Annotated in this window: 25 protein-coding genes; 16 read left to right on the forward strand and 9 right to left on the reverse strand. The window is 68.3% G+C overall.

All coding sequences use genetic code 11. The features are described from left to right. Window positions 1–12: 12 nt before the first annotated feature. Genes B1991_RS12180 through B1991_RS12190 form a run of 3 tightly spaced genes read left to right on the forward strand, consistent with a single transcriptional unit; the run spans window position 13 to window position 1,950 of the window. Window positions 13–516: an arsenate reductase ArsC gene (locus tag B1991_RS12180; protein ID WP_136258958.1), complete on the forward strand. Its 504-nt coding sequence runs from the start codon at window positions 13–15 to the stop codon at window positions 514–516. Further along, window positions 513–1,598 carry an ACR3 family arsenite efflux transporter gene (gene arsB / locus B1991_RS12185; RefSeq protein WP_136258959.1) on the forward strand — a complete coding sequence of 362 codons (1,086 nt, stop codon included), beginning with the start codon at window positions 513–515 and terminating at the stop codon, window positions 1,596–1,598. Before B1991_RS12180 ends, arsB begins: the two co-directional genes overlap by 4 nt. Before the next feature lie 4 nt (window positions 1,599–1,602). Beyond that, a complete protein-coding gene (locus B1991_RS12190) occupies window positions 1,603–1,950 on the forward strand; it encodes an ArsR/SmtB family transcription factor (protein WP_136258960.1) in 348 nt (115 codons plus the stop codon). Between the two features lie 40 nt (window positions 1,951–1,990). On the opposite strand, the gene B1991_RS12195 is transcribed toward B1991_RS12190, so the two are convergent. The 3 genes from B1991_RS12195 to B1991_RS12205 all read right to left on the reverse strand — a co-directional run bounded on the left by B1991_RS12195 (window position 1,991) and on the right by B1991_RS12205 (window position 3,809). Next, window positions 1,991–2,398, reverse strand: coding sequence for a VOC family protein (locus B1991_RS12195; RefSeq protein ID WP_136258961.1), 408 nt, complete (start codon window positions 2,396–2,398; stop codon window positions 1,991–1,993). Between the two features lie 130 nt (window positions 2,399–2,528). Next, entirely contained in the window at window positions 2,529–3,002 is a 474-nt protein-coding gene (locus B1991_RS12200; RefSeq protein WP_136258962.1) for a cupin domain-containing protein, read from the reverse strand. Window positions 3,003–3,011: 9 nt separating this feature from the next. Continuing rightward, window positions 3,012–3,809 carry an MBL fold metallo-hydrolase gene (locus tag B1991_RS12205; protein WP_136258963.1) on the reverse strand — a complete coding sequence of 266 codons (798 nt, stop codon included), beginning with the start codon at window positions 3,807–3,809 and terminating at the stop codon, window positions 3,012–3,014. Window positions 3,810–3,950: 141 nt separating this feature from the next. Between B1991_RS12205 and pdxR the strand changes: the two genes are divergently transcribed. The 4 genes from pdxR to B1991_RS12225 all read left to right on the forward strand — a co-directional run bounded on the left by pdxR (window position 3,951) and on the right by B1991_RS12225 (window position 7,212). Next, window positions 3,951–5,384, forward strand: a complete 1,434-nt coding sequence (pdxR, locus tag B1991_RS12210; RefSeq protein WP_136258964.1) for a MocR-like pyridoxine biosynthesis transcription factor PdxR — start codon at window positions 3,951–3,953, stop codon at window positions 5,382–5,384. 112 nt (window positions 5,385–5,496) lie between these two features. Next, window positions 5,497–5,931: a CC0125/CC1285 family lipoprotein gene (locus B1991_RS12215; protein ID WP_136258965.1), complete on the forward strand. Its 435-nt coding sequence runs from the start codon at window positions 5,497–5,499 to the stop codon at window positions 5,929–5,931. Next, window positions 5,928–6,380: a hypothetical protein gene (locus B1991_RS12220; protein ID WP_136258966.1), complete on the forward strand. Its 453-nt coding sequence runs from the start codon at window positions 5,928–5,930 to the stop codon at window positions 6,378–6,380. The genes B1991_RS12215 and B1991_RS12220 overlap by 4 nt, the downstream gene beginning before the upstream one ends. A gap of 76 nt (window positions 6,381–6,456) precedes the next feature. After that, window positions 6,457–7,212: a hypothetical protein gene (locus tag B1991_RS12225; RefSeq protein ID WP_136258967.1), complete on the forward strand. Its 756-nt coding sequence runs from the start codon at window positions 6,457–6,459 to the stop codon at window positions 7,210–7,212. Window positions 7,213–7,298: 86 nt separating this feature from the next. Here B1991_RS12225 and B1991_RS12230 read toward each other — a convergent pair whose 3' ends face one another. The 5 genes from B1991_RS12230 to B1991_RS12250 are packed head-to-tail and all read right to left on the reverse strand — an operon-like array spanning window position 7,299 to window position 11,151. Then, on the reverse strand, window positions 7,299–7,955 hold the full coding sequence (locus tag B1991_RS12230) for a hypothetical protein (RefSeq protein ID WP_136258968.1): 657 nt from the start codon (window positions 7,953–7,955) through the stop codon (window positions 7,299–7,301). Between the two features lie 47 nt (window positions 7,956–8,002). Beyond that, window positions 8,003–8,749, reverse strand: a complete 747-nt coding sequence (locus B1991_RS18665) for a hypothetical protein (protein ID WP_168709635.1) — start codon at window positions 8,747–8,749, stop codon at window positions 8,003–8,005. A gap of 17 nt (window positions 8,750–8,766) precedes the next feature. Next, window positions 8,767–9,744 carry a hypothetical protein gene (locus tag B1991_RS12240; RefSeq protein WP_136258969.1) on the reverse strand — a complete coding sequence of 326 codons (978 nt, stop codon included), beginning with the start codon at window positions 9,742–9,744 and terminating at the stop codon, window positions 8,767–8,769. 56 nt (window positions 9,745–9,800) lie between these two features. Then, entirely contained in the window at window positions 9,801–10,853 is a 1,053-nt protein-coding gene (locus tag B1991_RS12245) for a hypothetical protein (protein WP_136258970.1), read from the reverse strand. A 46-nt stretch (window positions 10,854–10,899) separates the two neighbouring features. Further along, window positions 10,900–11,151 carry a hypothetical protein gene (locus B1991_RS12250; protein WP_136258971.1) on the reverse strand — a complete coding sequence of 84 codons (252 nt, stop codon included), beginning with the start codon at window positions 11,149–11,151 and terminating at the stop codon, window positions 10,900–10,902. A 163-nt stretch (window positions 11,152–11,314) separates the two neighbouring features. Between B1991_RS12250 and B1991_RS12255 the strand changes: the two genes are divergently transcribed. The 5 genes from B1991_RS12255 (at window position 11,315) to B1991_RS12275 (ending at window position 19,270) form a co-directional block, all read left to right on the forward strand. Next, on the forward strand, window positions 11,315–14,053 hold the full coding sequence (locus B1991_RS12255) for a protein kinase domain-containing protein (RefSeq protein ID WP_136258972.1): 2,739 nt from the start codon (window positions 11,315–11,317) through the stop codon (window positions 14,051–14,053). A gap of 264 nt (window positions 14,054–14,317) precedes the next feature. After that, window positions 14,318–15,094: an iron-containing redox enzyme family protein gene (locus tag B1991_RS12260; RefSeq protein ID WP_136258973.1), complete on the forward strand. Its 777-nt coding sequence runs from the start codon at window positions 14,318–14,320 to the stop codon at window positions 15,092–15,094. Between the two features lie 70 nt (window positions 15,095–15,164). Beyond that, window positions 15,165–17,921: a putative bifunctional diguanylate cyclase/phosphodiesterase gene (locus B1991_RS12265; protein WP_136258974.1), complete on the forward strand. Its 2,757-nt coding sequence runs from the start codon at window positions 15,165–15,167 to the stop codon at window positions 17,919–17,921. Between the two features lie 104 nt (window positions 17,922–18,025). Continuing rightward, window positions 18,026–19,003 (forward strand): lipoyl synthase, encoded by a 978-nt coding sequence (gene lipA / locus B1991_RS12270; RefSeq protein ID WP_136258975.1) that lies wholly within the window; start codon window positions 18,026–18,028, stop codon window positions 19,001–19,003. Window positions 19,004–19,060: 57 nt separating this feature from the next. Next, window positions 19,061–19,270, forward strand: coding sequence for a hypothetical protein (locus B1991_RS12275; RefSeq protein ID WP_136258976.1), 210 nt, complete (start codon window positions 19,061–19,063; stop codon window positions 19,268–19,270). Between the two features lie 35 nt (window positions 19,271–19,305). Here the strand turns inward: B1991_RS12275 and B1991_RS12280 are convergent, their stop codons facing one another. After that, window positions 19,306–21,099 carry an aminopeptidase P family protein gene (locus B1991_RS12280; protein ID WP_136258977.1) on the reverse strand — a complete coding sequence of 598 codons (1,794 nt, stop codon included), beginning with the start codon at window positions 21,097–21,099 and terminating at the stop codon, window positions 19,306–19,308. Window positions 21,100–21,243: 144 nt separating this feature from the next. Between B1991_RS12280 and B1991_RS12285 the strand changes: the two genes are divergently transcribed. The 4 genes from B1991_RS12285 to eno are packed head-to-tail and all read left to right on the forward strand — an operon-like array spanning window position 21,244 to window position 25,927. Next, window positions 21,244–22,914, forward strand: a complete 1,671-nt coding sequence (locus B1991_RS12285; protein WP_136258978.1) for a CTP synthase — start codon at window positions 21,244–21,246, stop codon at window positions 22,912–22,914. Then, a complete protein-coding gene (gene kdsA, locus B1991_RS12290; protein ID WP_136258979.1) occupies window positions 22,911–23,747 on the forward strand; it encodes a 3-deoxy-8-phosphooctulonate synthase in 837 nt (278 codons plus the stop codon). The genes B1991_RS12285 and kdsA overlap by 4 nt, the downstream gene beginning before the upstream one ends. Beyond that, window positions 23,740–24,639, forward strand: coding sequence for a hypothetical protein (locus B1991_RS12295; RefSeq protein ID WP_136258980.1), 900 nt, complete (start codon window positions 23,740–23,742; stop codon window positions 24,637–24,639). Before kdsA ends, B1991_RS12295 begins: the two co-directional genes overlap by 8 nt. Beyond that, window positions 24,632–25,927, forward strand: a complete 1,296-nt coding sequence (gene eno, locus B1991_RS12300) for a phosphopyruvate hydratase (protein ID WP_136258981.1) — start codon at window positions 24,632–24,634, stop codon at window positions 25,925–25,927. Before B1991_RS12295 ends, eno begins: the two co-directional genes overlap by 8 nt.

Here is a 25,927-nt window from a genome sequence, read left to right on the forward strand (position 1 = left end):
GAACCGCCGCCCATGCACCCGTGTCGTGTCCTGTTCATCTGTACCGGCAATTCGGCCCGCAGCATCCTGTCCGAGGCCACCCTCAATCACCTGGGCGCGGGGCGCTTCGCGGCGTTCAGCGCCGGCAGCCAGCCGACCGGGCGCGTCAACCCCCACGCGATCGAGCAACTTCAGGCCCACGGCATCGCCACCGAGGGACTCGCCAGCAAGTCGTGGGACCGCTTCACCGAAGCGGGCGCGCCGCCGCTGGACATCGTGATCACGGTTTGCGACAACGCCGCCAGCGAGACCTGTCCGCTGCTGTTCGGCGATTTCGTGAAGAGTCACTGGGGCCTGCCCGATCCGGCTGCCGCCCGGGACGCGGACGCCGCCGCGGCGTTCCGGCGTGCGCACGCGCTGATCGTGCGTCGGATCACCGCGCTGCTGCAGCTGCCGGTGGAAACGATGGGCCGCGACGAACTGAAACAGGCGCTCGACCGCATCGGCAGCCTCACCGGCGAGGAAGCCCACGCATGAACCAGCCATCCGCCGCACTCGCCGCCGACGCGGTTTCTCCGGACGGCGCCCGCATCGGCTTCTTCGAGCGCGGGCTCACGCTCTGGGTGTTGCTGTGCATCGTCGCCGGCACGCTGCTGGGCCACCTGCTGCCCGGCAGCTTCGCGGCGCTGGGCGGCATGCAGGTGGCCCAGGTGAACCTGCCGGTCGCCGTGCTGATCTGGCTGATGATCATCCCGATGCTGCTGAAGATCGACTTCGGCGCGCTCGGCGGCGTGCGCCGGCAGTGGAAGGGCATCGGCGTCACGCTGTTCGTCAACTGGGCGGTGAAGCCGTTCTCGATGGCGCTGCTGGGCTGGATCTTCATCCGCCACCTGTTCGCCGGCCAGCTGCCGGCCGAACAGCTCGACTCCTATATCGCCGGCCTGATCCTGCTGGCCGCCGCGCCGTGCACGGCGATGGTGTTCGTGTGGAGCAACCTGTGCCGCGGCGAGCCGGCGTTCACGCTGAGCCAGGTCGCGCTGAACGACGCCATCATGGTGGTGGCGTTCGCGCCGATCGTGGCGCTGCTGCTGGGCATCTCCTCGATCACGGTGCCGTGGAACACGCTGTTGCTGTCGGTGCTGCTGTACATCGTGGTGCCGGTGGCGCTCAGCATGCTGCTGCGGCGCCAGCTGCTGGCGCATGGCGGCGAGGCACGCCTGCAGAAACTGCTGCAGCGGCTGGGGCCGGTGTCGCTGGGCGCGCTGCTGGCCACGCTGGTGCTGCTGTTCGGTTTCCAGGGCCGGCAGATCCTCGAGCAACCGGCGATCATCGCGCTGCTGGCGGTGCCGATCCTGATCCAGGTGTATTTCAACGCCGGCCTGGCCTACTGGCTCAACCGCCGCTTCGGCGTGCCGCACTGCGTGGCCGGCCCGTCGGCGCTGATCGGCGCCAGCAACTTCTTCGAGCTGGCAGTGGCCACCGCGGTGGGCCTGTTCGGCGTGCATTCCGGCGCGGCGCTGGCGACCGTGGTGGGCGTGCTGATCGAGGTGCCGGTGATGCTGTCGGTGGTGCGCATCGTCAACCGCAGCAAGCGCTGGTATGAATCGGCCCGGGAGTAGCGCCATGCAGAACAGGCAAGCCATCACCATCCTCGCCGCGCTCGCCCAGGAATCGCGCCTGGCGGTCTACCGGCTGCTGGTCGAGCACGCGCCGGAAGGACTGGCCGCCAGCGCGATCGCGGAGAAGCTGGGCCTGCCCAACGCCACGCTGTCCTTCCACCTGAAGGAGCTGTCGCACGCCGGCCTGGTGAGCAGCCGGCAAAGCGGGCGCTTCATCTATTACGCGCCGGTGATGGAGGCGATGGACGAGCTGGTCGGCTACCTCACCGACCACTGCTGCAGCCAGTCCGGCGGCACCTGCGCGCCGGCCAGGCGCGTGACCGCCGGCAAGCGGCGGCCGGCTTCGGCTTGATGCAGGGAACGATCGATGACCCGGCAATGCTCCGGCGTGCTCAACCCGCCGGGATGGCGGCCGGGTCCATCCAGAACGCTTCCCACACGTGGCCGTCGGGATCGGCCAGGTCGCGGCCGTACATGAAGCCGTATTCCTGGACGGGGTTGATGTCGGCGGTGCCGCCGTTCGCCGCGGCCGTGTCGTTCATGGCGTCGACCGCGGCACGGTCATCGAGGGAGAGCGCCAGCATCACCTCGCTGGCGCCGGCATCCGGTATCGGCCGCGCGGTGAACGTGCGCCACTTGGCGTGGGTGAGCAGCATGACGTGGATGGTCTCGCTCCACACCATGCATGCGGCGGTGTCGTCGGTGAAGTGGGGGTTGTTGACGAAGCCGATGGCGGCGTAGAAGGCCATCGACTTCTTGAGGTCGGCGACCGGCAGGTTCACGAAGATCATCTTGGGCATGCGGGTTTTCCGGTGGTGGAGGCGAGGAGCGACGGTGCTCGTCATCGGAGCGACGATCGGCGGGCGGCGATTTCGACACGGCGGGGAAGCCTGCTGTCGCCCCCGTGGCTGAGCCACCGCGGGGCTGCGTTCAACGATCGCGGAGGTCCGGCGTCGCCACGCCCAGCGAACGGCAATGGCCTTCGTACTCCGCCCATTGGCTGCTGGCCGATGCACGTCCAGTCACCACGCCGCCGGGGCCGAGGAACTCGACCGTGCCCATCACGATCACCAGCGCCAGCATCGGCTCATCGCCGACGACCTTCCACCAGTCGGTGTTGCCCGGCGGCTCGTAGACGTAATCGCCGGGGCCGATCAGCTCGCCGGTGCACAGCTTGCGCGTACCGCTGAGGTTGTAGGCATGGATCTCGCCGGTGTGGCGATGCAGCGGCATCACCACGCCCGGCTCCATGCGCAGCAGCTCGACGAAGCCGCGGTCGTCGGCGAAGAAACGCAGCGGACTGGACGATTTGCCGGGCGTGGAGGAAGGCACCCAGTGCCGCGCGGTGGCGGTGCTGAAGCGGGCGGGCAGGTAGTCGTGCAGGCGTGGAGAGGGCGTGGTCATGGGCGCGGCTCAGGCGGCGATGGCGGAAAGGTAGAGTTCGAACGAGGCGTCGACCGCGGCGCGGCCGCCGCCGATGATGTTGCGGCCCCAGGTGAAGCCGTAGACATCCTCGAACGCGTAGCCGGCCAGGCGCGCCTGCATGCCGCGCACCGCGTCGGGCGGCATCGGCGTGAAGTTGGGATAGCTGCGCATGAACGAAACGTGGCGACGGTTGCTGACCACGTGCGGGGCGTCGCCGGAGAACAGCGCGCCGCCGGGTCGCGGCCCGTCCTTCCAGTGCAGCACGGTGCTGCCGGGGAAGTGGCCGCCGCTGTTGATGAGGGTCACCGCGTCGGACAGGCGGTGCTTGTCGCCGCGCCAGAACTGCACGTTCGGCGAGGGCCGGCGCACCCACTCGCGGTCCGCCTCGTGCAGCAGGATCGGCACGTTGCCAAGCGCCTCGCTCCACTCCAGCATCGAAGCGTAGAAATGCGGATGCGAGATCGCGATCAGGTCCACGCCGCCGCGCGCCTGCAGCGCGGCGACCGCTTCGTCGGTGACCAGGCTCAAGGCTTCCCACAGGATGTTGCCCGCGTCGGTGGGCAGGTACAGCGCGCGCTGGTTGATCGCGAAGGTCGGCGTCAGCCCGATGCCGAGCACGCCGGCTTCATCCTGCAGGCGCAGCGCGTGGGTGGTTTTCAGCGCCTCGTGCGTCGTCCAGGTCTGGCCGCCTGCGCCGACGTACTGGCGCTCGTCCTCGCAGACGGCGCAATGCGCGGGAGTGTTCGGGTACTGGGTGCCGCAGGTTTCGCAGATGGCTTTCGTCATGGTCTGGCCTCGCGTAGGGCGGGCATTGCCCGCCAGCTTTCCGGGATGCGTGATGGTCGGGAACGGCGGACGGCGCCCGCCCTACGGTGCAGACTCTAGGCATAATCTGGACCCTTGATTGATCCATTCGGGAGAGATTCGATGGAACCAGTTTTCCCGTTCCCCGTGCAGCTGCCGCGCGGCGCAGGCACGCTCACGCAGGCGCTGCACCAGCAATTGCGCGCGGCGATCCTGGACGGCCGCCTGCCGCCGCACGCCGCACTGCCCGCCACGCGCAAGGTGGCCGAGGCCCTGGGCGTGGCGCGCAATACGGTGGTTGCCGCCTACGACCTGCTGATTGCCGAGGGCTACCTGGTGCCGCGTCAAGGCGCCCGGCCGCAGGTCGCCGAATTCGCGCGGCGCCGGTCGAAGCCGGCGCGCGCGGGCGTGGACGAATCGCGTTTTGCGCCGGCGTGGCGCACGCCGTTCCTGCAGCCGTCGCCGGCGCGCAGCCTGCCCGAACGCAATTTCCGTCTGGGCATTCCCGATCATCGCCATTTCCCGCACGAGGTCTGGCGTCGGCTGATGGCGCAGACGCTGCGCAGGAGCGCGCGCGAACCGTTCGCCTATGCGCCGTCACAAGGCATCCCCGCATTGCGCGAGGCGATCGCGCAGCACGTGGCGTTTGCCCGCGCCGTGGCCTGCGGCGCCGACGACGTGATCGTCACCTCCGGCGCACAACAGGCGTTCGACCTGATCGCCCGCCTGCTGGTCACGCCGGGTCAGACGAAGGTGGCGGTGGAGGAGCCGGGCTACCCGCCGGTGCGCGCCGCGTTTGCCGCCGCCGGCGCGCAACTGGTGCCGCTGCCGGTCGACGACGAAGGCCTGTGCGTCGAGCGCCTGCCCGAGGATGTGCGCATCATCAGCGTCACGCCTTCGCACCAGTCGCCCACCGGCGTGGCGATGTCGCTGCGTCGCCGCGCTGACTTGCTCGACTTCGCGCGCCGCCACCGCGCGGTGATCGTGGAGGACGATTACGACGGCGAGTTCCGCTTCGGCGGCCGTCCGCTGGATGCCTTGCAGACGCTGGATGGCGACGCGCTGGTGTTCTACGTCGGCACCTTCTCCAAGAGCATGTTCCCCTCGCTGCGCAAGGGCTTCGTGGTGGCGCCGGCGTGGGCGCGCAGCGGGCTGGTCACGGTCAAGCACTGCGTCGACTCGCATTGCGACGGCATCACCCAGGCCGCGCTGGCCGCCTTCATCCGCGACGGCCACCTCGCGCGGCACGTGCGCCACATGCGGCCGATCTACGCCGAGCGCCGCGCGGCGCTGCTCGACGGGCTGCAGCACCTGCTCGGCCGCTGGCTGCAACCGATTCCTTCCGAAGCGGGCCTGCACCTGGCCGCACGATTCCGCGACCCCGCGCGGGCGGCCCGGCTCATGCCGACCATCCTGCGCTACGCCGCCGGCGCCGAATCCACCGCCGATTACGCGATGACGCGCACGATCGAGCCGGCGGTGACGTTTGGTTATGGCGTGATCGACCCGCACGCCATCACCAAGGCGTTCGCCCAGCTGTGCCGCGCTATGACCTGAATCGCTTGCGGCCACCGGAGTGGCCGTGCATGATCCCGCAGCACGCGTCGGCGGGGACCGATCGAGGCGGTTTTTCGCCGCGACAGGCTGGCGAGGGAACAGGGGAAAGGGAATGGGAAGCAGGATGTTGGCGATGGTGGCTGCCGCGCTGCTTGGCGGTTGTGCCACGGGGTATCACTCCGACAAGGGGGTGATCCGCGGTTACACCGGCGGTTACTGGGAGCAGCCCGGCCCCGGCGAACTGCTCAAGGTGGGTTTCTCCGGCAACGGTTACATCGACCGCGACACCACCCATGCCTATCTGATGTATCGCTGTGCCGAACTGGCATTGCAGCGGCACAAGCCGTACTTCCGCCTGTACGAATCGCTGCCGGACGCGATCCGCGACCGCCCCAGCATGGACCTCACGGTAGGTCGGGTGGCGGGCGCCATGGGCGACTGGGTGTTCGTGCTGTTCGACCAGGATTACTCCGCCGGCGACCTCGATGCGGACGGGGTCGAGAAGCGCTACGCCTCTTATATCCATGCGCAAGGAGGCCAACGATGAGTGCCGGTCGCTTCAGCCGCCGGCTGCTGCCCGCCGTGGCCGCTGCCCTTCTTGGCGGCTGCGCGGGGCTGCCGATGTACCAGCCGGCGGCCGGCCAGCCGCTGGCCACGATCAAGCTGTCGCCGAATCTGGCGAGTCAGGCGATGCCGCTGAGTTTCTGCGATGGTCGCCGGTGCTACGACCTCAAGAGCAGCCACGGCGAGCTGCAGGTGCCGACGGGCGAGCGCCTGATGCTTTTCAAGGTGCTGGTGGCCAGCGGCTACCAGCGGATGTATTCGTGTTCGCCCGACCTGACCTTCGTGCCCTATCCGGGCGTGGTCTATTACGCGGACTTTGCGTTGCGCGCGGAGCACTGCGTGCTGGGCCTGTATCGCGAGGCGCCGGCCAGCCGCGTGGGCATCCTGTTCGAGCCGACCGTGCGCGCGGTGCCGCACAAGCACGCCGGCTGAACCGCCGGGGGCACCGGCCGTGTACGCGCCGCGCGGGCAGGCGATACTGGCCGCCCTTGTCGACCGGAACCGCACCATGACCTCACGCGTGATCCTGGCGGCGCTGCTCGCCGCGCTGACCTTGCCGGCGCCGGCCCGGGCCGATGCCGTGTCGGACCTGCGCGCCACGCTGGTCAAGCTGCAGCCGGCGCAGCCGCTGCTGGCCACGGCGCGCGTCAGCAGCACGGTGAAGAAGGAAGACGGCAAGACCGAGCGCGCGCAGTTGCAGCTGGGCGTGCGCAGCGGCACCGATGGCCTGGAGCTGCATTTTCCGCCGGAGCTGCTGCAACGTGCCGCGGCCGAGGCGGCGGTGAACGCGAAGAACAAGGATGCGCCGACGCCGGTGCAGGACCTGCTCGGCCAGTTGAGCCCGGTCAACGTGCAGCCGATGGTGAACTACGCGCCGGTACTGCTGCGCCAGCTCGACGGCGCGACCCTGGCCAGCCAGCGCGACGACACCCGCGACGGCAAGCCGGCGCGCCTGCTGGTGTTCGACGTGCCGATGCCGCCGTCAGCGAACAAGGAGATGTCGGTCAAGAAGTACGTCGGCCAGCTCAGTGTGTGGCTGGGCGCCGACGGCGTGCCGGTGGCGGTGCGCAACATGCTGGCGATCAAGGGACGCAAGCTGCTCATCAGCATCGAATTCGGCACCACCACCGAGTACGCGTTGCGGCAGATCGGCACGCGCCTGCTGGCGGTGTCGCGGCGTACCGAGGAAAGCCATTCGATGTTCGGCCACGATGGCAGCAGCGTGACCGAGGCGGTGCTGGCGCCGACGGTCCCGGGCCGCTAAGCGGAGCCGGCCGCATCCCGGGAACCGCGCCGGGTCCGTCGGAGCCCGTCCGCGGGCTTCGACGGCGGCGCGCGTTTACCGCGGTCTTAGCGGTGCTTCTTCTTCGACAATGCGTCGAGCAGCAGTCCCACGCCCGCGGCCGCCTGCTCGCCGCGATTGCTGCTGCCATCGCCGAGCAGGCCCAGCGAACCACCACGCAGTTGCTGGAAGTCCAGCGAATACTGGTTGCCCACGCGCACCTTCTGCTGGCCGGGGATGGGCTGCAGATCCTCCACCGGCAGGTCGGCTGCGAACACATTGCCGACCGGCGTCGACGCGACGCTGCGGCTGAAGATCCAGCTGGCCGTGCGGCTCGATCCCGGCGCGATGGTGAAGTTGCCCTTGACCCCGCTGCGGCTGATCACGGCGATGCCGACGATGCGTTGCGGGTAACGCCAGTCGATGGAGTAGGTGTTGCCGTAGTTGTCGGTCATGGTCGCCGCGCCGCGCCACGGAAAGGCCAGCGTAATCGGCGAGGTGCCGGTGTTGCGGAAGCGCACGTTGAGGCGCAGGTAGTGGGTGCGATGCGACCGGTCCCACGATGGGCTGACCGAGGTCACCTCGGCCACGAACGGGCCGGCATCGAAGCAGGACACGCCGGCACAGTCGGCCGCGTGGGCGGGAGCGCCTGGAATGGCCACGGCGAACAGCGTGGCCAGCGCGAGTGCGGGCAGACGGGTGGCGATGGCACGGACTCGGATCATGGTGGTGGCTCCTGGGCTGGTGGAGAAGTGGGAGGCGTACGGGCAGGTCAGTCCTTGATGGCCTTGACGCGCGCCACGATGCTGCCGCTGCGGCTGTCGCGAAGGCTCCACGAGTCGACGTGTGCCACCACGGTTCCGCCGCCGGGGCCCGGCAACACCTTGCGGATGTGCAAGGTGGCATCGAGCAGCAGCGAGTCGTTGCCGATCCTGTCGACGATCGCCTGCGCCTGGTCTTTTGGCACGCTCCAGCTCTGCGCGGTCAGCGCGTTGTCGAACTTGAGGTTCACGGTCTGGCCCTGCGCCTTGAAGGTGTAGACCGCGCCGGGCGAGAGCGCACCCACGGTGAACTCGCCGTAGGTGGGGTCGTAGCTGCTCAGGCCGGCCTGGAGGGTGAGTTGCAGCACGCCCACGCCGCGCACCGCGGCCAGGCCGGCCTCGAACTCGGCGCGCACGGCGGTGCGGCGCGCGGCCTTGTCGGCACCGGGTGCGTAGCGCACGCGTTGATCGTCCTCCACCCATTGGTCGACCGGCGGCGCGATGCCGGCCAGGTCGTAATAGAGGAACACCATGGTGGCGTTGTCCGGGTCGTTCAGCGTGCTGCTGCGGCCGGCCAGGCCGCCGGCATCGGCGCCGGACGCCGCGGCGCGGACCGGTTGCGCCGGCGTTGCCGCGGCCGGTTCGCCCGTCGCCGTGGCGGCGGTCGGCGCCGCTGGCGACTTGCCGCAACCGCCCAGCAACAGCGCGGCCAGCGCGAGGCCGAGCGGAATCGTGCGGGTGCGGGAGATCGGATTCATGCGCATGGCCGCGTACCTCACAGTTGGGGCGCCTGGGCGTTCTTGCCCGCCTCGCGCACCTGCTGCGCGCGGCGTTCGGCATCCATCGCCTGCAGTCCCTGCTGGGTGTCGGTCAGTGCCTGGTAGCCACCGGCCTGGTCGACCACGCCGACCTGCAGGTACTGCGCCAGCGCCGGATTGCCGCGCAGCGGAACCACGTTGGCAGCCACCACCAGGCCGCAGTCCGCCGACAGGCTCACGCCGCTGTCCGGATCGGCGGCGCCGCGGCACTGGTTGAACAGCGGCGAGGTCTCGGTGATCAGGCGCCCCCGTGGGTCGTAGGCCCAGCGCAGCTGGTGGGTGTCGCCCTGGTCGTTGCGCTCGGTGGACGTGCCGTATTTCGCCAGCAGGGCCTGCTCGACGCTGTCCACGGTCGGATTGCGATCCTGCTCGAACCATTGCTCGCGGGCCACGCTGATGGCTTTTTCCTGGCCCGGCATGCCCATCGTGGCGACGAACCATTTCGACTGGCCCGGCTGCATGTCCTGGCGGACCGCATTCATGCCCCGCGCCATCGCATCACGCTCCATCTCCTGCACGATCTGGCGGCCGCTCTTGTGCACCCGCGGCTCGGCGAAGCGCGCGCTGAAGCCCTGGCGGAGGGTCTGCCCGAAGGTGTTGATCTCGAAGCCGCGACTGTTTTCCGGCTTGACCACCAGCAAGGGACCGCTGCACATCACCGCGTTGGCGGCCTGCTCGTAGCTCATGCCGGGACGCACGCCGACGATGTCGTCCACCGGCGTGCCGGGGGCGTTCGGCGCGGCATCGACCGGGCAGTCGACATCGCCTCGCGCGGCGGCGGCCACGTCCTCGGCCGATGCGTCATCGGACGGCGCCGCCGCCTGGGCCGCGGCACGGCCATTGCCTCCTGCGGTTGCCGTACCGGCCTTGTCCGCGCCGCAGGCGCAGAGCAGGCCGGCGATCAGCAGGAGACCTGCAAGCTGACTGGTGTGCATGGTGCTGGTCCTCATCGAAGGGAAAGGAAGTGTCCGGCTTGTGCAGACCGGCGCGTTCACGCATCCGGCGGCGTGTCGTTGCCTGCGCCGCTGCCGTGCTCGCGCGCCATCTGCGCGGCGCGGGCCTGGGCCGCGCGCGCCTTCTGCTGCACGCGTTCCGCCTGCGTGCGCATCTGCGCTTCGAGAGCCGCCGGGTCGAGGTCGCGCGCGGTGTCGTTGAAGATCACCACCCAGCCGCTGGCGTAGACCACCAGGCCCATGCTGAAGGCGAGGAAATACAGCACCAGCGAGGAGGCGCCCGCCGCCCGCAAGCCGGGCAGTGTGCCGAGCAGGCCACTGCCCATGCCGCCCAGGGCGCCGAGCATGGCGTTGCCGTAGCCGCCCGGCTGGCCGTAGCCGGCGTGGCCGATGTGGACCATCTGCTGCAGCGCGCCGGAGGTGGCAACGCCGAGCGAGACGATCAGCACGGCAAGCGCGATCACGAACGCCGCCATCAGGTTGAGCAACACGCCGCGCAGGGCGGTGTCGAACAACCGCGAGCGAATCACCAGCATCGTGGTCGCGACGATGCCGAACACCGAGCGCCCGTTGCAGGCAGCCACCGCCGCCAGCGGCACGGCGATGAACAGCAGTGCGTACAGCGCCACGCCCACCACCAGGGCCACGATCGGAAACACCACATAGTTGAGCGGCGGCCCGATGCCGGGGATCTGGGTGACCAGGAACAGCGCGCCGGCGGCCAGCAGCAACACCAGCATCGCGAGGCACAGCAGCAGCATCGCCAGCAGCACCTTGATCGCGGCGAAGAAGCCGCTGATCGCTGCGGCCGCGATGCCGGCGGGCCGCTGTCCGCGACCGGCCTGCAACTGACGCAGCGTCACGGCGCAGTAGCCGGCTTCGCCGACCAGCCAGGCGAACACCATCAGCAACAGGCCGAAGGTCGAGCCGACGCTGCCGGCGGCGAAGCCGGCCGTGGCCAGCGCCGTGAGCGCCAGCGCCAGGATTGCCGCCAGCGCGACCAGGGCAAGGTTGGCCGGGCTGCGCAAGGCCTCCAGTGCGGAGAGGAAACTGCCGGGTCCGGCAGCGCTTGCAGTGGTTGGCGTGGACATCGGGATCACCTCGTGGCGGATGGACGTTCAACGGATACGACGGGGGTCACTCGCGGCAGGCCACCTGCAGGGTGTTGCCGTGGCAGCGCAGCCGGTCGGCGGTGGCCGCCTTGCCGTTGACTGCGCACACGGCACCCATCTGGTGCACCAGCTCGCGGTCGCGGTTCATGGCGCTGATCCGCGCCTCGTTGCAGCCGCTGGCATCGACATCGACCCAACTGGTCCGTTGGCCGCATCCCGCGGCGCAGGCCAGGATCAGCAACAGCGATGCAATGGGCGGATGCGGCAGGGAGGGCATGGCAGGCTTCGCGGCAGTGGCAGTGGGCGAAGCCGATTGGCGCACGTCGGCGGCAGCCAAGTCGTCACGGCGGTCTAACCGATCACTAACGGCGGCGGCGATCGTTGCGGGGCGCGGCTCGCGCCGCACCGCCATCTGCGGCATAGTTCCCGTGGGGGTGCCTATGCAGCCGGTCGAACAGGGCGACGAACAACCGCTTTATCGGTACGCCTTCGGCAACGTCGAGTTCGACGAGGCGCGCGGCGAGTTGCGCGTCGACGGCCAGTCGGTGGAACTGGAGCAACGCCCGCTGCAGGTGCTCGCCTGCCTGCTGCGTCGCGCCGACGAGGTGGTGCCGCGCGAAGAGTTGTTCGCCACGGTATGGGGTGCGCGGCCCACCGTGGACAACGTGCTGGCCAACGCGGTCGCCAAGCTGCGCAAGGCATTCGGCGCCGACGGGCACGGGCGCATCGTCAACCTGCCGCGGGTTGGTTATCGCCTGCGCGGGCCGGTCGAGCGCACGGTTTCCGGCCGGCGCCTGCACAGCCTGCTGGCGCTGGCAGCCGGGCAGAGCGTGCCCGGGCGCGAACACTTCCGCCTGCGCGAGCAGCTCGGGCCGGCGCGCGGCAACGAGGTCTGGCTGGCCCGCCACGACAAGACCGGCGAGTTGCGCGTGTACAAGTTCAGCGCCGATGGCGAGCGCCTGGCAGCGCTCAAGCGCGAGGCCACGATCCACCGGCTGCTGCGCGAGAGCCTGGGCGGGCGCGACGACTTCGTGCGCGTGATCGACTGGAACTTCGCCACCGCGCCGTTCTACCTGGAATGCGAATACGGCGGCGATGACCTGGCGCGCTGGGCTGCCGGCTCGCCCGGCCTGGCCGGGCTGGATCTGTCGCAGCGGCTGCACCTGTTCCTGCAGATCGCCGATGCGATCGCCGCAGCGCACGGGGTCGGCGTGCTGCACAAGGACATCAAGCCGGCCAACGTGCTGATGCGACCAGCCGGCGACGGCTGGCAGCCGCGGCTGGCGGATTTCGGCGCCAGTCGGCTGCTGCAGCCTGAGCGGCTGCAGGAACTTGGCATCACCGCGCTGGGTCTGACCCTTACGCAGGCGGCCGGTGATTCGAACGCCACCCCGCTGTACCTGGCGCCGGAGCTGCTGGCGGGCCAGCCGCCGACGGTGCAGAGCGACGTCTATGCGCTGGGGCTGATGCTGTATCAACTGGTGGTGGGCGACCTGCGCAGGCCGCTGGCGCCCGGCTGGGAAGCCGACGTCGACGACGAGCTGCTGTGCGAGGACATCGCCGCGGCGACCGACGGTGCGCCGGCGCGACGGCTCCGCAGCGTGGCCGAGCTGTGCGCGCGATTGCGCCGGCGCGAGGCGCGGCAGGTCGAACGCAGCCGGCTGCGCGAGGCCGAGGCGCGTGCGCATCGTGCCGAGCAGCGCCTGCAGCGCAGCCGCGCACGACGGCCGTGGATTGTCGCTGCCGCGCTGCTGCTGCTGGTCGGCCTGGCCACCAGCCTGTGGCAATTCCAGCGTGCCCGCGTGGCCCGCGACGAAGCGCAGCGGCAGGCCGCACTGGCCACCGCCACCAATCAGTTCCTCAACGAGGATCTGCTGGGGGCCGGCATCGGCGGTGACTCGCCGGCGTGGTACGAGAAGAACCCCCGCCTCGGCGACATCCTCGACGCCGCGGCCACGCGCGTGGACCAGCGCTTCGGCAAGGCGCCGCTGCTGGCGGCCGACCTGCACCAGACCCTGGGGCGCGCGTACCGCAGCACCGGCGATTACCGCAAGGCGCTGGACCAGTTGCTGGCCGCGGCCGGGCTGTTGCGCCACAAGCTTGGCCGCGCCGACGAGCGCAGCCTGCTGGCCGAGTACGAACTGGTCGTGATGCAGGCGCACATGTCGCAGTTCAAGCAGGCCACGACGCGCCTGGACGAAGCCGATGCGGCGGCCGGCGTGCGCCGCCAGGCGGTGTCGGAGGTGAGCCTGCGCTCGCATCTGGCGCGTGGGGACCTCGCCTACCAGCAACTGCAGGTACAGGTGGCGCTGGACAACTATCGCGCTGCGCTGACCATGCAGAAGATCCTGCATCCGGACGATGCCTTGATGTCGGCCCACCTGCTGCTGGGCATTGCCGGCTGCCAGCTGCGCCTGGACCGGGCCGGCGAGGCCGAGCGGATCGCCCGCGAGGTGCTGGGAGGGCCGGCCTACACGCAGCAGCGGGTGGGCAGGGCAGTGCTGGCGCTGGCGCACTCGCGGCTGGGCGACGCACTGCGCGCGCAAGGCCGCCATGCCGAGGCCATCGCGGCCACGCAGCGGGCACTGGCAGATTACGAGGCGACGCAGGGACCCAGTGGGCAGGGCACGATCACGGCGCTGAGTTCGCTGGGTTACCTGTACTCGTTGAGCGGCGACGATGCCAGGGCGCTGGTGGTCCAGCGCGACGTCTACCGACGCGCGCTGGCACGCTGGGGCGCCCGCCACCAGTACACCCTGGTGGAGCAGCTCAACCTTGGATCGCAGGAGCAGGAGGCCGGTGACCTGCCCGCCGCGCTGGCCGACCTGCGCGCGGCCGAGGATGGCCTGGTGGCGGTATCGGGCGAGCGCAGCCCCACGGTGCAGGCAGCCCGCGTCGCCCGCGCCGACGTGCTCAGCCAGCTGGGTCGTCAGGCCGAGGCGCTGGCCCTGATCGAGCATGTCGATCCGGCGGCCTACCAGGCCAGCACCGCCGACCCCGGCCGCGCCTCCGTGCTTGGCGCGCTGCACGCGCAGATCCTGCTGCGCATGGGGCGGCGTGCCGAGGGCACGGCACGGATGCAGCAGGCGCTGCGCGAGATGAGCGCTGCCGGCGTGGCGGAGGAGGAAATCGCCCGCTACCGCAAGGACCTGCCCGAGAACGCGGTGGCCGCGCAGTGATTGCCGACGGCTTGTTCGCGAACCCGCGAAAACCGACCAGGCATCCGGACGTCCAGACTGCCGACTGGCGTGAATGGGCGGAGTGCGACATGGTATCCAGACCTCGACTCCTGCCGGGCGCACGCTGTGCGCGCGGCCAGTGCAGTCGATGCAACTGTTTTCGCGACGTCGCCAGAGGCGGCGCGCGATCGGGACCGGCAGCAATCCAGCGCGCGGTCAGGCAAGGCGAACCACCGCAACACCCACCTGTACAGGAGATGGAAGATGAACACCCGTTTTGAACGTTCCGGCCCGCTCACCGAACTGACCAGCTACCCCCAATGGGCACAGGACATGGTGGCCGATTGCGAAGCCGCCAAGCAGGGCGTCGTGCGGCACGAGATGTGGGATCTGATGAGGGAGGCTTCGCTCAGCCACACGGCGACGCGTCACTTCATGGTCGGCATCTGGCCGGTGATCGAGCGTTTCCCGGCATACATGGCGCTGAGCCTGCTCAAGACCCGCTTCGGCCGCAGTTCCGGTGACAACCTGGCCCGGCGCTGGCTGGTGCGCAACATCCGAGTGGAGCAGAACCATGCCGAATATTGGCTCAACTGGGCCGAAGGCGCGGGGGTCGCGCGCGAGGACGTGCTGAATGGCCGCGCACCCCACGGCACAGGAACGCTGGCGGACTGGTGCGAGGAGATCTGCGCCAGCGGTTCGCTGGCGGCGAGCGTCGCGGCCACCAACTATGCCGTCGAGGGGGCCACCGGCGAGTGGTCGCAGCGGGTATACGAAAGCAAGGCCTATGCCGAGAGCTTCGCGCCGAAGGAACGTGCCGGCAGTTTGCGTTGGCTTCAACTTCACGCCGCTTATGACGATACCCATCCGTGGGAGGCGCTGGAGATCGTCTGCACGCTGATGGGGACGACCCCGGCCGCCCACGACGTGGAACATATTGCCAGTTGCATCAAGCGCAGCTATGTAAGCATGCGTATCAGCATGGATCACTGCATCGACGCGCGTTACGAGTTGGAGGCCATGAGGGAAGCCGCCGCCTGAGTTCCCGAGCTGCAACAACCAAGGAGCACGCAGTGGGTCACACGGCACCAGTCATGGTAGAAGGAGCGTGATGCGCACTTCTCAAACCACCTTGCAAAAGCCTTTGTCGCGGCGGCTGATGCCGCTGGCGTATGCGCTGATCGCGATGGTGGGGCTGATGCTGGCCCTGACCTGGGGTGCGTTGCAGATCCAGATCACTCTCGCCGGTTTCCTCAACGGCGAGAGCCTTTGGTCCAAGGCGCAGAAGCAGTCGGTGATCGACCTGGAAGCCTATGCGATCAGCGGCGACGCCGTGGACCTGGCCGGCTTCAAGCGCCACTACGCGGTGGTGCTCTCCGATCGCTGGGCCCGCGACGCGATCGCCTCGGGCCAGTTCGACCACGACAAGGTCGCCCAGGCGTTCGCCCGAGGCAGCGTGATCCCCGATGCCATCCCCGGGATGATCTTCATCCTCCAGCATTTTTCGTCGGCGCCGCACATCAGCGAGGCGCTGCGCGCCTGGTACTCGGTCGACGATGCCATTACCGAGCTGGACGAGATTGCCGGCGAGTTGCAACGCGCCTACGCGGCCGGTGGCCTGCAGCCGGCCGAACAGCTCCGCCAACGCAGTCGCATCCACGAATTGAACCGTTTCATCGAGCCGCGCACCAACGTCTTCTCGGTCGAGGTGGCGCGTGGCGCCTCGTGGGTCGGCAAGCTGCTCTTCGGTGGCGTGGTCGCGGTCACCCTGGTCGCCGTGCTGCTGTGGCTGGGCATGGCACGGCGCATCCTGGAAAGCATCCGCGGCAGCGAGGAGCGCTACCGGCTGCTGTTCGACAGCGCGGCCGACGCGATCGTGATGATCGACGAGGGCAGCGGGCGCATCCTCGACGTGAACCGCACCGCGGCGGCATGGACCGGGCGCAGCGCGAAGGAGCTGATCGGCGACCGCTACGTGCACCTGTTCCTGCAGCCGCTGGCTGGCCAGCAGGCGGGGCGAGCCGCCACCAATGCACTGTTGGCCGCCGACGGCAGCACCCGCCCGGTGGAAACGCAGACCAGCGTCGCCCGCTGGGGCGAGCTGCCGGTTTGCCAGGCGATCATCCGCGACATCTCCGAGCGGGTGGCGATGGAACAGGAGCGCCGGGTGGCAGCTGAGGCGCTGGCCAGCATCGCCGAGGGTGTGGTCATCGCCGACGCGCATCAGCGGATCACCTCCACCAATGCGGCGCACACCGAACTGACCGGCTTCAGCAGCCTGGCACTGCAGGGCCGGCGGTTGGGTGACACGCGCCGCCTGCCGGACGGACGTGCGCTGCCCAAGGCCATCTGGGACGAGGTGGCTGCCGGCGGCAACTGGATCGGCGAAGTGGTGAGCACCCGCGCCGACGGCAGCAGCTATCCGGAACACCTCAGCCTCAGCGCGATCCGGAACGGCGAGGGGCATGTGACGTACTACGTGGCGGTATGCACCGACATCCACGAAGCCAAGGCCAACCAGCGCCGGCTGGAGCACCTGGCCCGGCACGATCCGCTGACCGGCCTGGTCAATCGCGCCGAGTTCGAACGCTATTGCACGGAGGCGATCGCCCAGGCCGAACGCGAGCGGCTGGCGGCGGTGGTGCTGTTCATCGACCTGGACGCGTTCAAGATCGTCAACGACAGCTACAGCCATGCGATCGGCGACCGCCTGCTGGTGAAGGTGGGTGAGCGGATCAGCCGGCAGCTCTCCGACGGCGACGTGGCCGGACGCATCGGCGGCGACGAGTTCACCGTGCTGCTGCCGCGGCTGAGCCTGCGTGAGGATGCGCGGGCGATCGTCAATCGCCTGCTGTCGACACTGTCCGAGCCACTGGTGCTGGACGATTACGAGGTCGTGCTCACCGCCAGCATCGGCGTGGCCGGCTATCCGCTGGACGGCAATGATGCGGCCACCCTGATCGCCAACGCCGACGCCGCCATGTACGCGGCCAAGACCGAGGAGCGCAATGCGTTCCGTTTCTACACGCCGATGATGCACGCCGACAACCGGCGCCGCCTGCAGCTGGCGACCGAACTGCGTCAGGCGCTGAGCCGCGGCGAGTTCCGCCTGGTGTTCCAGCCCAGCATCGAACTGGGCAGCGGGCGCATCGTGGCGGTGGAGGCGCTGCTGCGCTGGCAGCATCCGGAGCGTGGCGAGGTGCTGCCTGGCGAGTTCATCCCGGTGGCGGAGAACCTGGGCCTGATCCGGCGCATCGACGAATGGGTGCTGCAGGCCACTTGCGCCCAGATCCAGGCCTGGGACCTGGCCGGAGTGCCGCCGATCCGCGTGGCGGTGAACATCTCCGCGCGCTGGTTCGGCCATCCGTCCTTCGTCGACGGCGTCAGCCGCACCTTGCAGTCGCGCCGCGTGTCGCCGCACCGCCTGCTGCTGGAGATCACCGAGAGCGCGATGCTGCGGCTGGGCGACGACACCCAGCGCACCATGCAGACGCTGGACATGCTGAACATCGACGTGGCCATCGACGATTTCGGCACCGGCTACTCCTCGATGGCTTACCTCAAGCTGCCGGCCGTCACCTATCTGAAGATCGACCGCTCCTTCGTCACCGGCCTGCCCGGCGACGCCAACGACGCGGCGATCACCGAGGCGATGCTGGCGATGTCGCGCAGCCTGGGCCTGATCACCATCGCCGAAGGCATCGAGACCGAGGCGCAGCACGAATTCCTGCTGCGCGCCGGCTGTGTCGAAGGGCAGGGCTACCTCTATTCGTATCCCTTGCAGGCCGAAGAAATCCAGGCGCTGCTCAGCCCCAACCAGCAGAGCGGCTCCCCCCGGCTGCGGCTGGTGCCGCCACGGCGCGGTTGATCGGCATGCGGGGCGGGGCGTCGACCCGGCTGCTTTGATGTGCATCAGGGCAGGCGCGAGCGTCGCGCGGGACACTGGCGGCAGTCCAGCCAGCCCGCATCTTCATGTCCAGCAACCCTTCCATTCCTGACGGCAGCAAGTTCACCAGTCCGCAGGGCACGCGTGCGGTCAAGGGCGGCCAGAAGCCCAATGCGCACAGCCATGAACCCGACGTCAGCCGCAAGCCGCCGTGGCTGCGCGTGAAGCTGCCCAGCGGCGCGCGTTACGAGGAAGTGGCCGAGATCGTGCGCACGCACCAGCTCAACACCGTGTGCGCCGAATCCAAGTGCCCCAACATCGCCGAGTGCTGGGGCCGCGGCACCGCCACGCTGATGCTGATGGGCTCGGTGTGCACGCGCGCGTGCAAGTTCTGCTCGGTCTCCACCGGCAACCCGAACGGCTGGCTCGACCCGCTGGAGCCGGCCAAGGTGGCCGACGCGGTGGCGCTGATGGGGCTGAAGTACGTGGTGCTCACCTCGGTGGATCGCGACGACCTTGCCGACGGCGGCGCCGCCCACTACGCCGCCTGCGTGAAGGCCATCCACCAGCGCTCGCCCGACACCGCGGTGGAGGCGCTCACCCCCGATTTCGCCGGCAACCATGCCAGCGTCGCCACCGTGCTCGACGCCGGCCTGGCCACCTATGCGCAGAACCTGGAAACCGTGCGCCGCCTCACCCATCCGGTGCGCGACCCGCGCGCAGGCTATGAGCAGACCCTGGGCGTGCTGGCCTTCGCCAAGCGCCACGCGCCCGGCACGCTCACCAAGACCAGCCTGATGCTTGGCCTGGGCGAAACCGACGCCGAGATCGAGCAGGCGCTGGACGACATGCGCGAAGCCCGGGTTGACGTGGTCACCATGGGCCAGTACATGCGGCCCAGCCCGCACCACCTGCCGGTGGAGCGTTTCGTCACCCCGGACGAATTCCGTGCCTATCGCGAACTGGCGCTGGGCAAGGGCTTCGTGGAAGCGGTCGCCGGGCCGCTGGTGCGTTCGAGTTATCGCGCCGAACGCGTGCTGGAGCACAACAACCTGGGGCTGTGACCCGGGCGCGACGGGCCGGTCCATCGCTTCGATGTCCACCGGCATCAGGGGGGCGCCATGTTCTGTTTCTTTTCGCACCGTTCCCTTCGCCGCTCGCTGACCGGGCCGGACGCCGCTGGCGTCGTGCCGGGCCGCAAAGCATCCGCCGCATTCGCCGTCGAATCCGTGCTGGCACGCGAGCAGCGCATCGACGACGAACTTGCCCGGAGCTTCCCCGCCAGCGACCCACCGAGCCGGGTACAGGGCACGGCGTCCGTGCGTTATTGAATGGCCGCCCGCCGGCCGGGCAGTGTCTGCCTTGACTATAGCGGCGCGCAGTGGCGGTTCAGCCATTCCAGGTCGGCTTCGGCCAGCAGCGGGCTGAGTGCGGCGCGCACACTGGCGTGGTAGTCGTCCAGCCATGCGCGCTCTTCCGGATTGAGCAGGTTCGGTTCGAGCGCGCGGCGATCGAACGGGCACATGGTGAGCGTCTCGAAGGCGAGGAATTCGCCGAACTCGGTGCGGTCGGCCTCGATCACCACGGCCAGGTTTTCGTGGCGGATACCGTGCCGGCCGGGCTTGTACAGGCCCGGCTCGATCGAGCTGATCATGCCCGGTTCCAGCGGCACCAGCGCGCCGCCCGGCGCCGGTGCGCGGATGCCGTGCGGGCCTTCGTGCACGTTGAGGAAATAGCCCACGCCATGGCCGGTGCCGTGACCGTAATCCGTGCCCGCCGCCCACAGCGGCGCACGCGCCAGCGCGTCCAGTTGCGGGCCGCTGGCGCCCCTGGGGAAGCGCGCGCGCGACAGGCCGATCATGCCCTTCAGCACCAGCGTGGCGTCGCGGCGCTGCTCCGAGGTGGTTTCGCCCAGCGCCAGTACGCGGGTGATGTCGGTGGTGCCGCCCAGGTACTGGCCGCCCGAATCGACGAGCAGCAGGCCCTTTGCCTGCAAGGTGCTGTGCGACTGCGGCGTGGCACGGTAATGCGGCAGCGCGCCGTTGGCCTGATAGCCGGCGATGGTGGCGAAGCTCTCGCCGACCCAGCCGGGCTGGGCCGAGCGCTCCTCGTGCAGCAAGGTATCCACGTCCAGTTCGGTCACCGTCATGCCGGCGGCGAGCCGCTGCTCCAGCCGGCGGAAGCCGCGCACCAACGCCGCGCCGTCGCGACGCATCACGTCGCGGACGTGGTCGAGTTCGGCGGCGCTCTTGACCGCCTTGAACGCGGTGCTGGGGTTGGCCGCCTCGATGCGGGTGACCTCCGGTGCGATCGCCGCGGCGATCGCGCTGACCACGCGGCCGCTGTCCAGCAGCAGACGGTCGTCCGCGCCCAGCTCCTGCAGGGTGGAGGTGATCGCGGCGTAATCGGCGATGCCGATGCCGTCGGCGGCGAGGGATGCCACCACCGTGTCGTCGAGCTTGGCGCGACCGACGAACAAGGTGGCGCCGGCGTCAGCCCGCACCAGCAGGTGGGCGAGGAACACCGGGTTGCACTCGACGTCGCTGCCGCGCAGGTTGGTCAGCCAGGCGATGTCGTCGAGGCTGGACACCAGGTGGTGGGTGGCGCCGAGCTTGCGCATCGCCTTGCGCAGGCGCGCGAACTTGTCCGCGCGCGCGATGCAGGCCCAGGCCATGGCGTGCTCGGTCACTGGCGATTGCGGCAGCGGCGGACGGTCTGTCCAGATCGAGCCGGGCAGGTCGAGGTTGGTGCGCACGCTGACCCCGGCCAGGGTGCGCTCGATCTGGCGCAGCGCGGTCAGTGCCACGCTGTCGCCGGCCACCGCCAGCACGTCGCCCTCGTGCAGGTGCTGTTGCAGCCATTCCAGATGTTCGGGCGTATGCGGCACGCGCAGCTTCATCAGTTCGATGCCGCTGCCGGCCAGTTGCTGCTCGGCCTGGGCGAAATAGCGCGAGTCGGTCCACAGCCCGGCCCATTCGCGGCCGACGACCAGGGTGCCGGCCGAACCGTCGAAGCCCGACAGCCACTCGCGTGCCGACCAGTGCTCCGGCAGGTATTCGGACAGGTGCGGATCGGCGCTGGGGACGAGCACGGCGGCGACGCCATGCTGCTGCATCGCCGTGCGCAAGGCGGTCAGGCGGGCGGAGACGGGGTTGTTCATCCGGCCATGCTAGCAGGCGCCAGTCGGTGTTTTGCTGCCCCGCGACGCAACGGAAATGAACCGACCGGCGCAATTTTTCGTGCGCCATCTCGCAGCCGGGGCCTTCTGCAGCTAAAATGCCAATTTCCCGCACGGCTGCTTTCCATGACCCCCCTGATTTTCGTCACCGGCGGTGTGGTGTCCTCGCTTGGCAAGGGCATCGCTGCGGCGTCGCTGGCTTCCATTCTCGAAGCCCGCGGCCTCTCGGTCACCATGATGAAGCTCGATCCCTACATCAATGTGGATCCGGGCACGATGAGTCCGTTCCAGCACGGCGAGGTCTACGTGACCGACGACGGTGCCGAGACCGACCTCGATCTCGGGCATTACGAGCGTTTCGTGCGCACCCGGCTGGCGGGCAAGAACTCGATCACCACCGGCAAGATCTACGAGAGCGTGATCCGCAAGGAACGCCGCGGCGATTACCTCGGCGCCACGGTGCAGGTGATCCCGCACATCACCGACGAGATCAAGCACTGCATCCACGAAGCCACGCGCGGTTTCGACGTGGGGCTGGTCGAGATCGGGGGCACCGTGGGCGACATCGAATCGCTGCCGTTCCTGGAGGCGATCCGCCAGCTGCGCATCGAGCATGGTCCGGAGAAGGTGGTGTTCATGCACCTCACCCTGGTGCCGTACATCAAGGCCGCCGGCGAGATCAAGACCAAGCCCACCCAGCATTCGGTGAAGGAACTGCGCTCGATCGGTATCCAGCCGGACATCCTGCTGTGCCGCTGCGAGCAGCCGCTGCCCGACGGCGAGCGACGCAAGATCGCCCTGTTCACCAACGTGCCGGAGCACGCGGTGATCAGCGCCGCCGACGTCGACGTCATCTACAAGCAACCGCTGTGGCTGCACCAGCAGGGCCTGGACGACATCGTGGTGAAGAAGCTCGGCCTGGCCGCCAAGCCGGCGGACCTGTCCGAGTGGCAGCGCACGGTGGATGCGGTGGAGCACCCGAAGGACGAGATCACCGTCGCCATCGTGGGCAAGTACGTCGAGCACAAGGATGCCTACAAGTCGCTGGCCGAGGCGCTGCGCCATGGCGGCATCAAGCAGCAGACGCGGGTGAATCTGGACTGGATCGACTCCGAGCAGGTCGAGGCCGAAGGCGCCGCCAAGGTGTTGGGCAAGGCCGACGCGATCCTGGTGCCCGGCGGTTTCGGCAAGCGCGGCTTCGAAGGCAAGGTGCTGGCGGCGAAGTACGCCCGCGAGCATGGCGTGCCTTACTTCGGCATCTGCTACGGCATGCACGCGGCGGTGGTGGATTTCGCCCGCCACGTGGCCGGCCTGACCGATGCCGATTCCAGCGAGAACGACCGCAACACCGCGAACCCGGTGATTGCGCTGATCACCGAATGGACCACCGCGACCGGCGAAGTCGAGCAGCGCAACGACCGTTCCGACCTGGGCGGCACCATGCGCCTGGGCTCGCAGGAATGCCGCCTCAAGGCCGGCACCCTGGCACGCGCGATGTACGGGCAGGACGTGGTGCGCGAGCGCCATCGCCATCGCTACGAGTTCAACAACCGCTACCGGCAGGCGTTCGAGGATCTGGGCCTGGTGATCTCCGGCAAGTCGATGGACGACCTGCTGGTGGAGATCGTCGAGTTGCCGCAACAGAAGCATCCGTGGTTCCTCGGTTGCCAGGCGCACCCGGAGTTCACCTCGACGCCGCGCGACGGGCATCCGTTGTTCAGCGGCTTCGTGCATGCGGCGCGCGAATACAAGGCCGTGCACAAGGGGCCGAAGCTGGCTGAGGAGTCGGTGGCATGAAGCTTTGCGGGTTCGAGATCGGGCTGGACCAGCCGCTGTTCCTGATCGCTGGCCCCTGCGTGGTGGAGTCCGAGCAGTTGCAACTGGACACCGCCGGCACGCTGAAGGAGATCACCGGCCGGCTCGGCGTGAACTTCATCTTCAAGTCCAGCTTCGACAAGGCGAACCGTTCCTCGGGCGACAGCTTCCGCGGGCCGGGGCTGGAAGAGGGCCTGCGCATCCTGGGCGAAGTGAAGCGCCAGGTCGGCGTGCCGGTGCTCACCGACGTGCACGAATACACGCCGATGGACGAAGTGGCATCGGTCGTCGACGTGCTGCAAACGCCGGCGTTCCTGTGCCGGCAGACCGATTTCATCCAGAAGGTGGCGCGCGCCGGCAAGCCGGTGAACATCAAGAAGGGCCAGTTCCTGGCGCCGTGGGACATGAAGCACGTGGTGGCCAAGGCCAAGGCCGTCGGCAACGACGACATCATGGTGTGCGAGCGCGGCGCCAGCTTCGGCTACAACAATCTCGTTTCGGACATGCGTTCGCTCAGCGTGATGCGCGAGACCGACTGCCCGGTGGTGTTCGACGCGACGCATTCCGTGCAACTGCCGGGCGGGCAGGGCGCCAGCTCCGGCGGCCAGCGCGAGTTCGTGCCGGTGCTGGCGCGCGCGGCGGTCGCGGTCGGCGTGGCCGGCCTGTTTGCCGAAACCCATCCGGATCCTTCCAAGGCACTTTCCGATGGACCAAACGCCTGGCCACTCGGCAAGATGGAGGCGCTGCTGGAAACCCTGCAGGAGATCGATTTGGTAGTAAAACGGAGAGGTTTCCTGGAAGCAGACTATGTCTAACGTGCGACCAATCTCATCCTTTATCTTGATGGTCTTGTTAGCAGGGCTATTCCCGGCGAATGCGAATGGGGTTGCTAATCAAGACTCAGAACGGGCGGCGCTTGCTTGTGGAAGGGATTTTCTTGGTCATCCTGCGCCAGAGATAATAAATGGCTTTATTTCTCAAAAACTCGGGAATTCATTCAAAGAGGCGTTGCTGAGTGTGTGGCCGTCCAATTCTGCAACTCGGGGTCAGGTGGAGAAAACGGACCCATTAACAGAAGACGGGATTAGCAAGTTGGTGGAAATTAGTGGTGCCGAGTATATTCGGCAAATGTATCGGGTGGATCGTTATCCGGGGGATAAACTAAACACGGTATTTCTTTATTATTTGGCTGCTGCCGCTGGAAACACCTGCGGCATTACCGATGGCATGGAAGAGGATTTTGCCGAATTCTTGAACAAACCTGCACCAGAGAGGGGGTCTGTTTTTGGGTTGAGTTTTGGCGCTCTGGACAGTGAGCAGGCTGCATTTCAGATCTGTGTGGCAGATGCGAAGAAAGATGGTGGCGCATATTCATCAAGAGGGAGCGTGTCAGTGGGCACCGGTAATTTGGCTGAGCTGGAGCAGGCTGCCCACGAAGCTCTGTCTGATTCAAAAAAATTTGGCCCCGTCCTAAGCGTTAACAAAAAGATGTCTGATGAGGAGAAGGCGAAATATGGGCTTTCAAATGCTACCGAAGTGCGCACTTTCCAAGTTCTATCCTTGCTTGCTGCGGCATCGGTCAAGGACATTGACTACACAACTCGACTGAAGGCGAGGATTGTTTACGACTATTACGCAGCGCCTGTCGGATCGTCCTGCCGGATGTCTGATGATTTGAAAACTGTTTTGGGGAAATTACATGTATAGCATTGCGCGCATCCACGCCCGTGAAATCCTCGACTCGCGTGGCAATCCCACGCTGGAAGCCGAAGTCACCCTGGCCGATGGTGGTTTCGGCCGCGCCGCGGTGCCGAGTGGTGCTTCCACCGGTTCGCGCGAGGCCGTCGAGCTGCGCGACGGCGACAAGTCGCGCTACGGCGGCAAGGGCGTGAAGAACGCGGTGGCCAACGTCAATGGCGCGATTGCCGACACGCTGAAGGGTTTCGATGCGGCCGACCAGAAAGGTCTGGACGCCAAGCTCATCGCGCTGGACGGCACGCCGAACAAGGGCAAACTGGGCGCCAACGCGCTGCTTGGCGTGTCGATGGCGGCGGCGCATGCGGTGGCGGCTTCGCGCGGCGAGCCGCTGTGGAAGTACCTGTCGCACGGCAAGCCCGGCGCGCTGCCGGTGCCGATGATGAACATCATCAACGGCGGTGCGCACGCGGACAACAACGTCGACGTGCAGGAGTTCATGATCCTGCCGGTGGGCATGCCCAGCTTCGCCGAGGCGCTGCGTGCCGGCGCGGAAATCTTCCATGCCTTGAAGAGCGTGCTACACAGCCGCGGCCTCGCCACCGCAGTGGGCGACGAGGGCGGCTTCGCGCCGAACCTGCGCTCCAACGTGGAAGCGATCGACACCATTCTCGAAGCCGTGAACAAGACCGGCTACAAGGTCGGCAGCGAGATCCTGCTCGGCCTCGACGCGGCCAGTTCGGAGTTCTACAAGAACGGCAAGTACGACCTGGCCGGCGAAGGCAAGCAGTACAGCTCGGCGCAGTTCGTCGACCTGCTGGCGAGCTGGGCGAAGCAGTATCCGATCGTCACCATCGAGGACGGCATGGCCGAAGGCGACTGGGACGGCTGGAAGCTGCTCACCGACGCGATCGGCGAGCGCGTGCAGGTGGTCGGCGACGACCTGTTCGTGACCAACCCGGCGATCTTCCGCGAGGGGATCGAAAAGAAGATCGCCAACGCGATCCTGATCAAGGTGAACCAGATCGGCACGCTGTCCGAGACGCTGGAGGCGATCGCCATGGCCGACGCGGCGAAGTACGCGGCGGTGATCTCGCACCGCTCCGGCGAAACCGAGGACACCACCATCGCCGACATCGCGGTAGCCACCACCGCGACCCAGATCAAGACCGGCTCGCTGTGCCGCAGCGACCGCGTAGCGAAGTACAACCAGCTGCTGCGCATCGAGGAGGCACTGGGTTCGGCCGCGCGCTACGCCGGTCGCGACGCGTTCCCCAACCTCGGCCGTTTGCCGGGCTGA

It is taken from the genome of Rhodanobacter lindaniclasticus (assembly GCF_004799035.1).
In the GTDB taxonomy this organism is placed as follows: Bacteria; Pseudomonadota; Gammaproteobacteria; order Xanthomonadales; family Rhodanobacteraceae; genus Rhodanobacter; species Rhodanobacter lindaniclasticus.

What these genes read in the sequence shown, in the direction of transcription:
- B1991_RS12220 (WP_136258966.1), top strand. Translation starts at nt 5,928, where the DNA reads ATGAGTGCCGGTCGCTTCAGCCGCCGGCTGCTGCCCGCCGTGGCCGCT.
- B1991_RS12240 (WP_136258969.1), bottom strand. Translation starts at nt 9,744, where the DNA reads ATGCACACCAGTCAGCTTGCAGGTCTCCTGCTGATCGCCGGCCTGCTC.
- B1991_RS12190 (WP_136258960.1), top strand. Translation starts at nt 1,603, where the DNA reads ATGCAGAACAGGCAAGCCATCACCATCCTCGCCGCGCTCGCCCAGGAA.
- B1991_RS12245 (WP_136258970.1), bottom strand. Translation starts at nt 10,853, where the DNA reads ATGTCCACGCCAACCACTGCAAGCGCTGCCGGACCCGGCAGTTTCCTC.
- B1991_RS12225 (WP_136258967.1), top strand. Translation starts at nt 6,457, where the DNA reads ATGACCTCACGCGTGATCCTGGCGGCGCTGCTCGCCGCGCTGACCTTG.
- B1991_RS12260 (WP_136258973.1), top strand. Translation starts at nt 14,318, where the DNA reads ATGAACACCCGTTTTGAACGTTCCGGCCCGCTCACCGAACTGACCAGC.
- B1991_RS12195 (WP_136258961.1), bottom strand. Translation starts at nt 2,398, where the DNA reads ATGCCCAAGATGATCTTCGTGAACCTGCCGGTCGCCGACCTCAAGAAG.
- B1991_RS12230 (WP_136258968.1), bottom strand. Translation starts at nt 7,955, where the DNA reads ATGATCCGAGTCCGTGCCATCGCCACCCGTCTGCCCGCACTCGCGCTG.
- B1991_RS12180 (WP_136258958.1), top strand. Translation starts at nt 13, where the DNA reads ATGCACCCGTGTCGTGTCCTGTTCATCTGTACCGGCAATTCGGCCCGC.
- B1991_RS12280 (WP_136258977.1), bottom strand. Translation starts at nt 21,099, where the DNA reads ATGAACAACCCCGTCTCCGCCCGCCTGACCGCCTTGCGCACGGCGATG.
- B1991_RS18665 (WP_168709635.1), bottom strand. Translation starts at nt 8,749, where the DNA reads ATGAATCCGATCTCCCGCACCCGCACGATTCCGCTCGGCCTCGCGCTG.
- lipA (WP_136258975.1), top strand. Translation starts at nt 18,026, where the DNA reads ATGTCCAGCAACCCTTCCATTCCTGACGGCAGCAAGTTCACCAGTCCG.
- kdsA (WP_136258979.1), top strand. Translation starts at nt 22,911, where the DNA reads ATGAAGCTTTGCGGGTTCGAGATCGGGCTGGACCAGCCGCTGTTCCTG.
- pdxR (WP_136258964.1), top strand. Translation starts at nt 3,951, where the DNA reads ATGGAACCAGTTTTCCCGTTCCCCGTGCAGCTGCCGCGCGGCGCAGGC.
- eno (WP_136258981.1), top strand. Translation starts at nt 24,632, where the DNA reads ATGTATAGCATTGCGCGCATCCACGCCCGTGAAATCCTCGACTCGCGT.
- B1991_RS12205 (WP_136258963.1), bottom strand. Translation starts at nt 3,809, where the DNA reads ATGACGAAAGCCATCTGCGAAACCTGCGGCACCCAGTACCCGAACACT.
- B1991_RS12250 (WP_136258971.1), bottom strand. Translation starts at nt 11,151, where the DNA reads ATGCCCTCCCTGCCGCATCCGCCCATTGCATCGCTGTTGCTGATCCTG.
- B1991_RS12200 (WP_136258962.1), bottom strand. Translation starts at nt 3,002, where the DNA reads ATGACCACGCCCTCTCCACGCCTGCACGACTACCTGCCCGCCCGCTTC.
- B1991_RS12255 (WP_136258972.1), top strand. Translation starts at nt 11,315, where the DNA reads ATGCAGCCGGTCGAACAGGGCGACGAACAACCGCTTTATCGGTACGCC.
- B1991_RS12285 (WP_136258978.1), top strand. Translation starts at nt 21,244, where the DNA reads ATGACCCCCCTGATTTTCGTCACCGGCGGTGTGGTGTCCTCGCTTGGC.
- B1991_RS12275 (WP_136258976.1), top strand. Translation starts at nt 19,061, where the DNA reads ATGTTCTGTTTCTTTTCGCACCGTTCCCTTCGCCGCTCGCTGACCGGG.
- B1991_RS12295 (WP_136258980.1), top strand. Translation starts at nt 23,740, where the DNA reads ATGTCTAACGTGCGACCAATCTCATCCTTTATCTTGATGGTCTTGTTA.
- B1991_RS12215 (WP_136258965.1), top strand. Translation starts at nt 5,497, where the DNA reads ATGGGAAGCAGGATGTTGGCGATGGTGGCTGCCGCGCTGCTTGGCGGT.
- arsB (WP_136258959.1), top strand. Translation starts at nt 513, where the DNA reads ATGAACCAGCCATCCGCCGCACTCGCCGCCGACGCGGTTTCTCCGGAC.
- B1991_RS12265 (WP_136258974.1), top strand. Translation starts at nt 15,165, where the DNA reads ATGCGCACTTCTCAAACCACCTTGCAAAAGCCTTTGTCGCGGCGGCTG.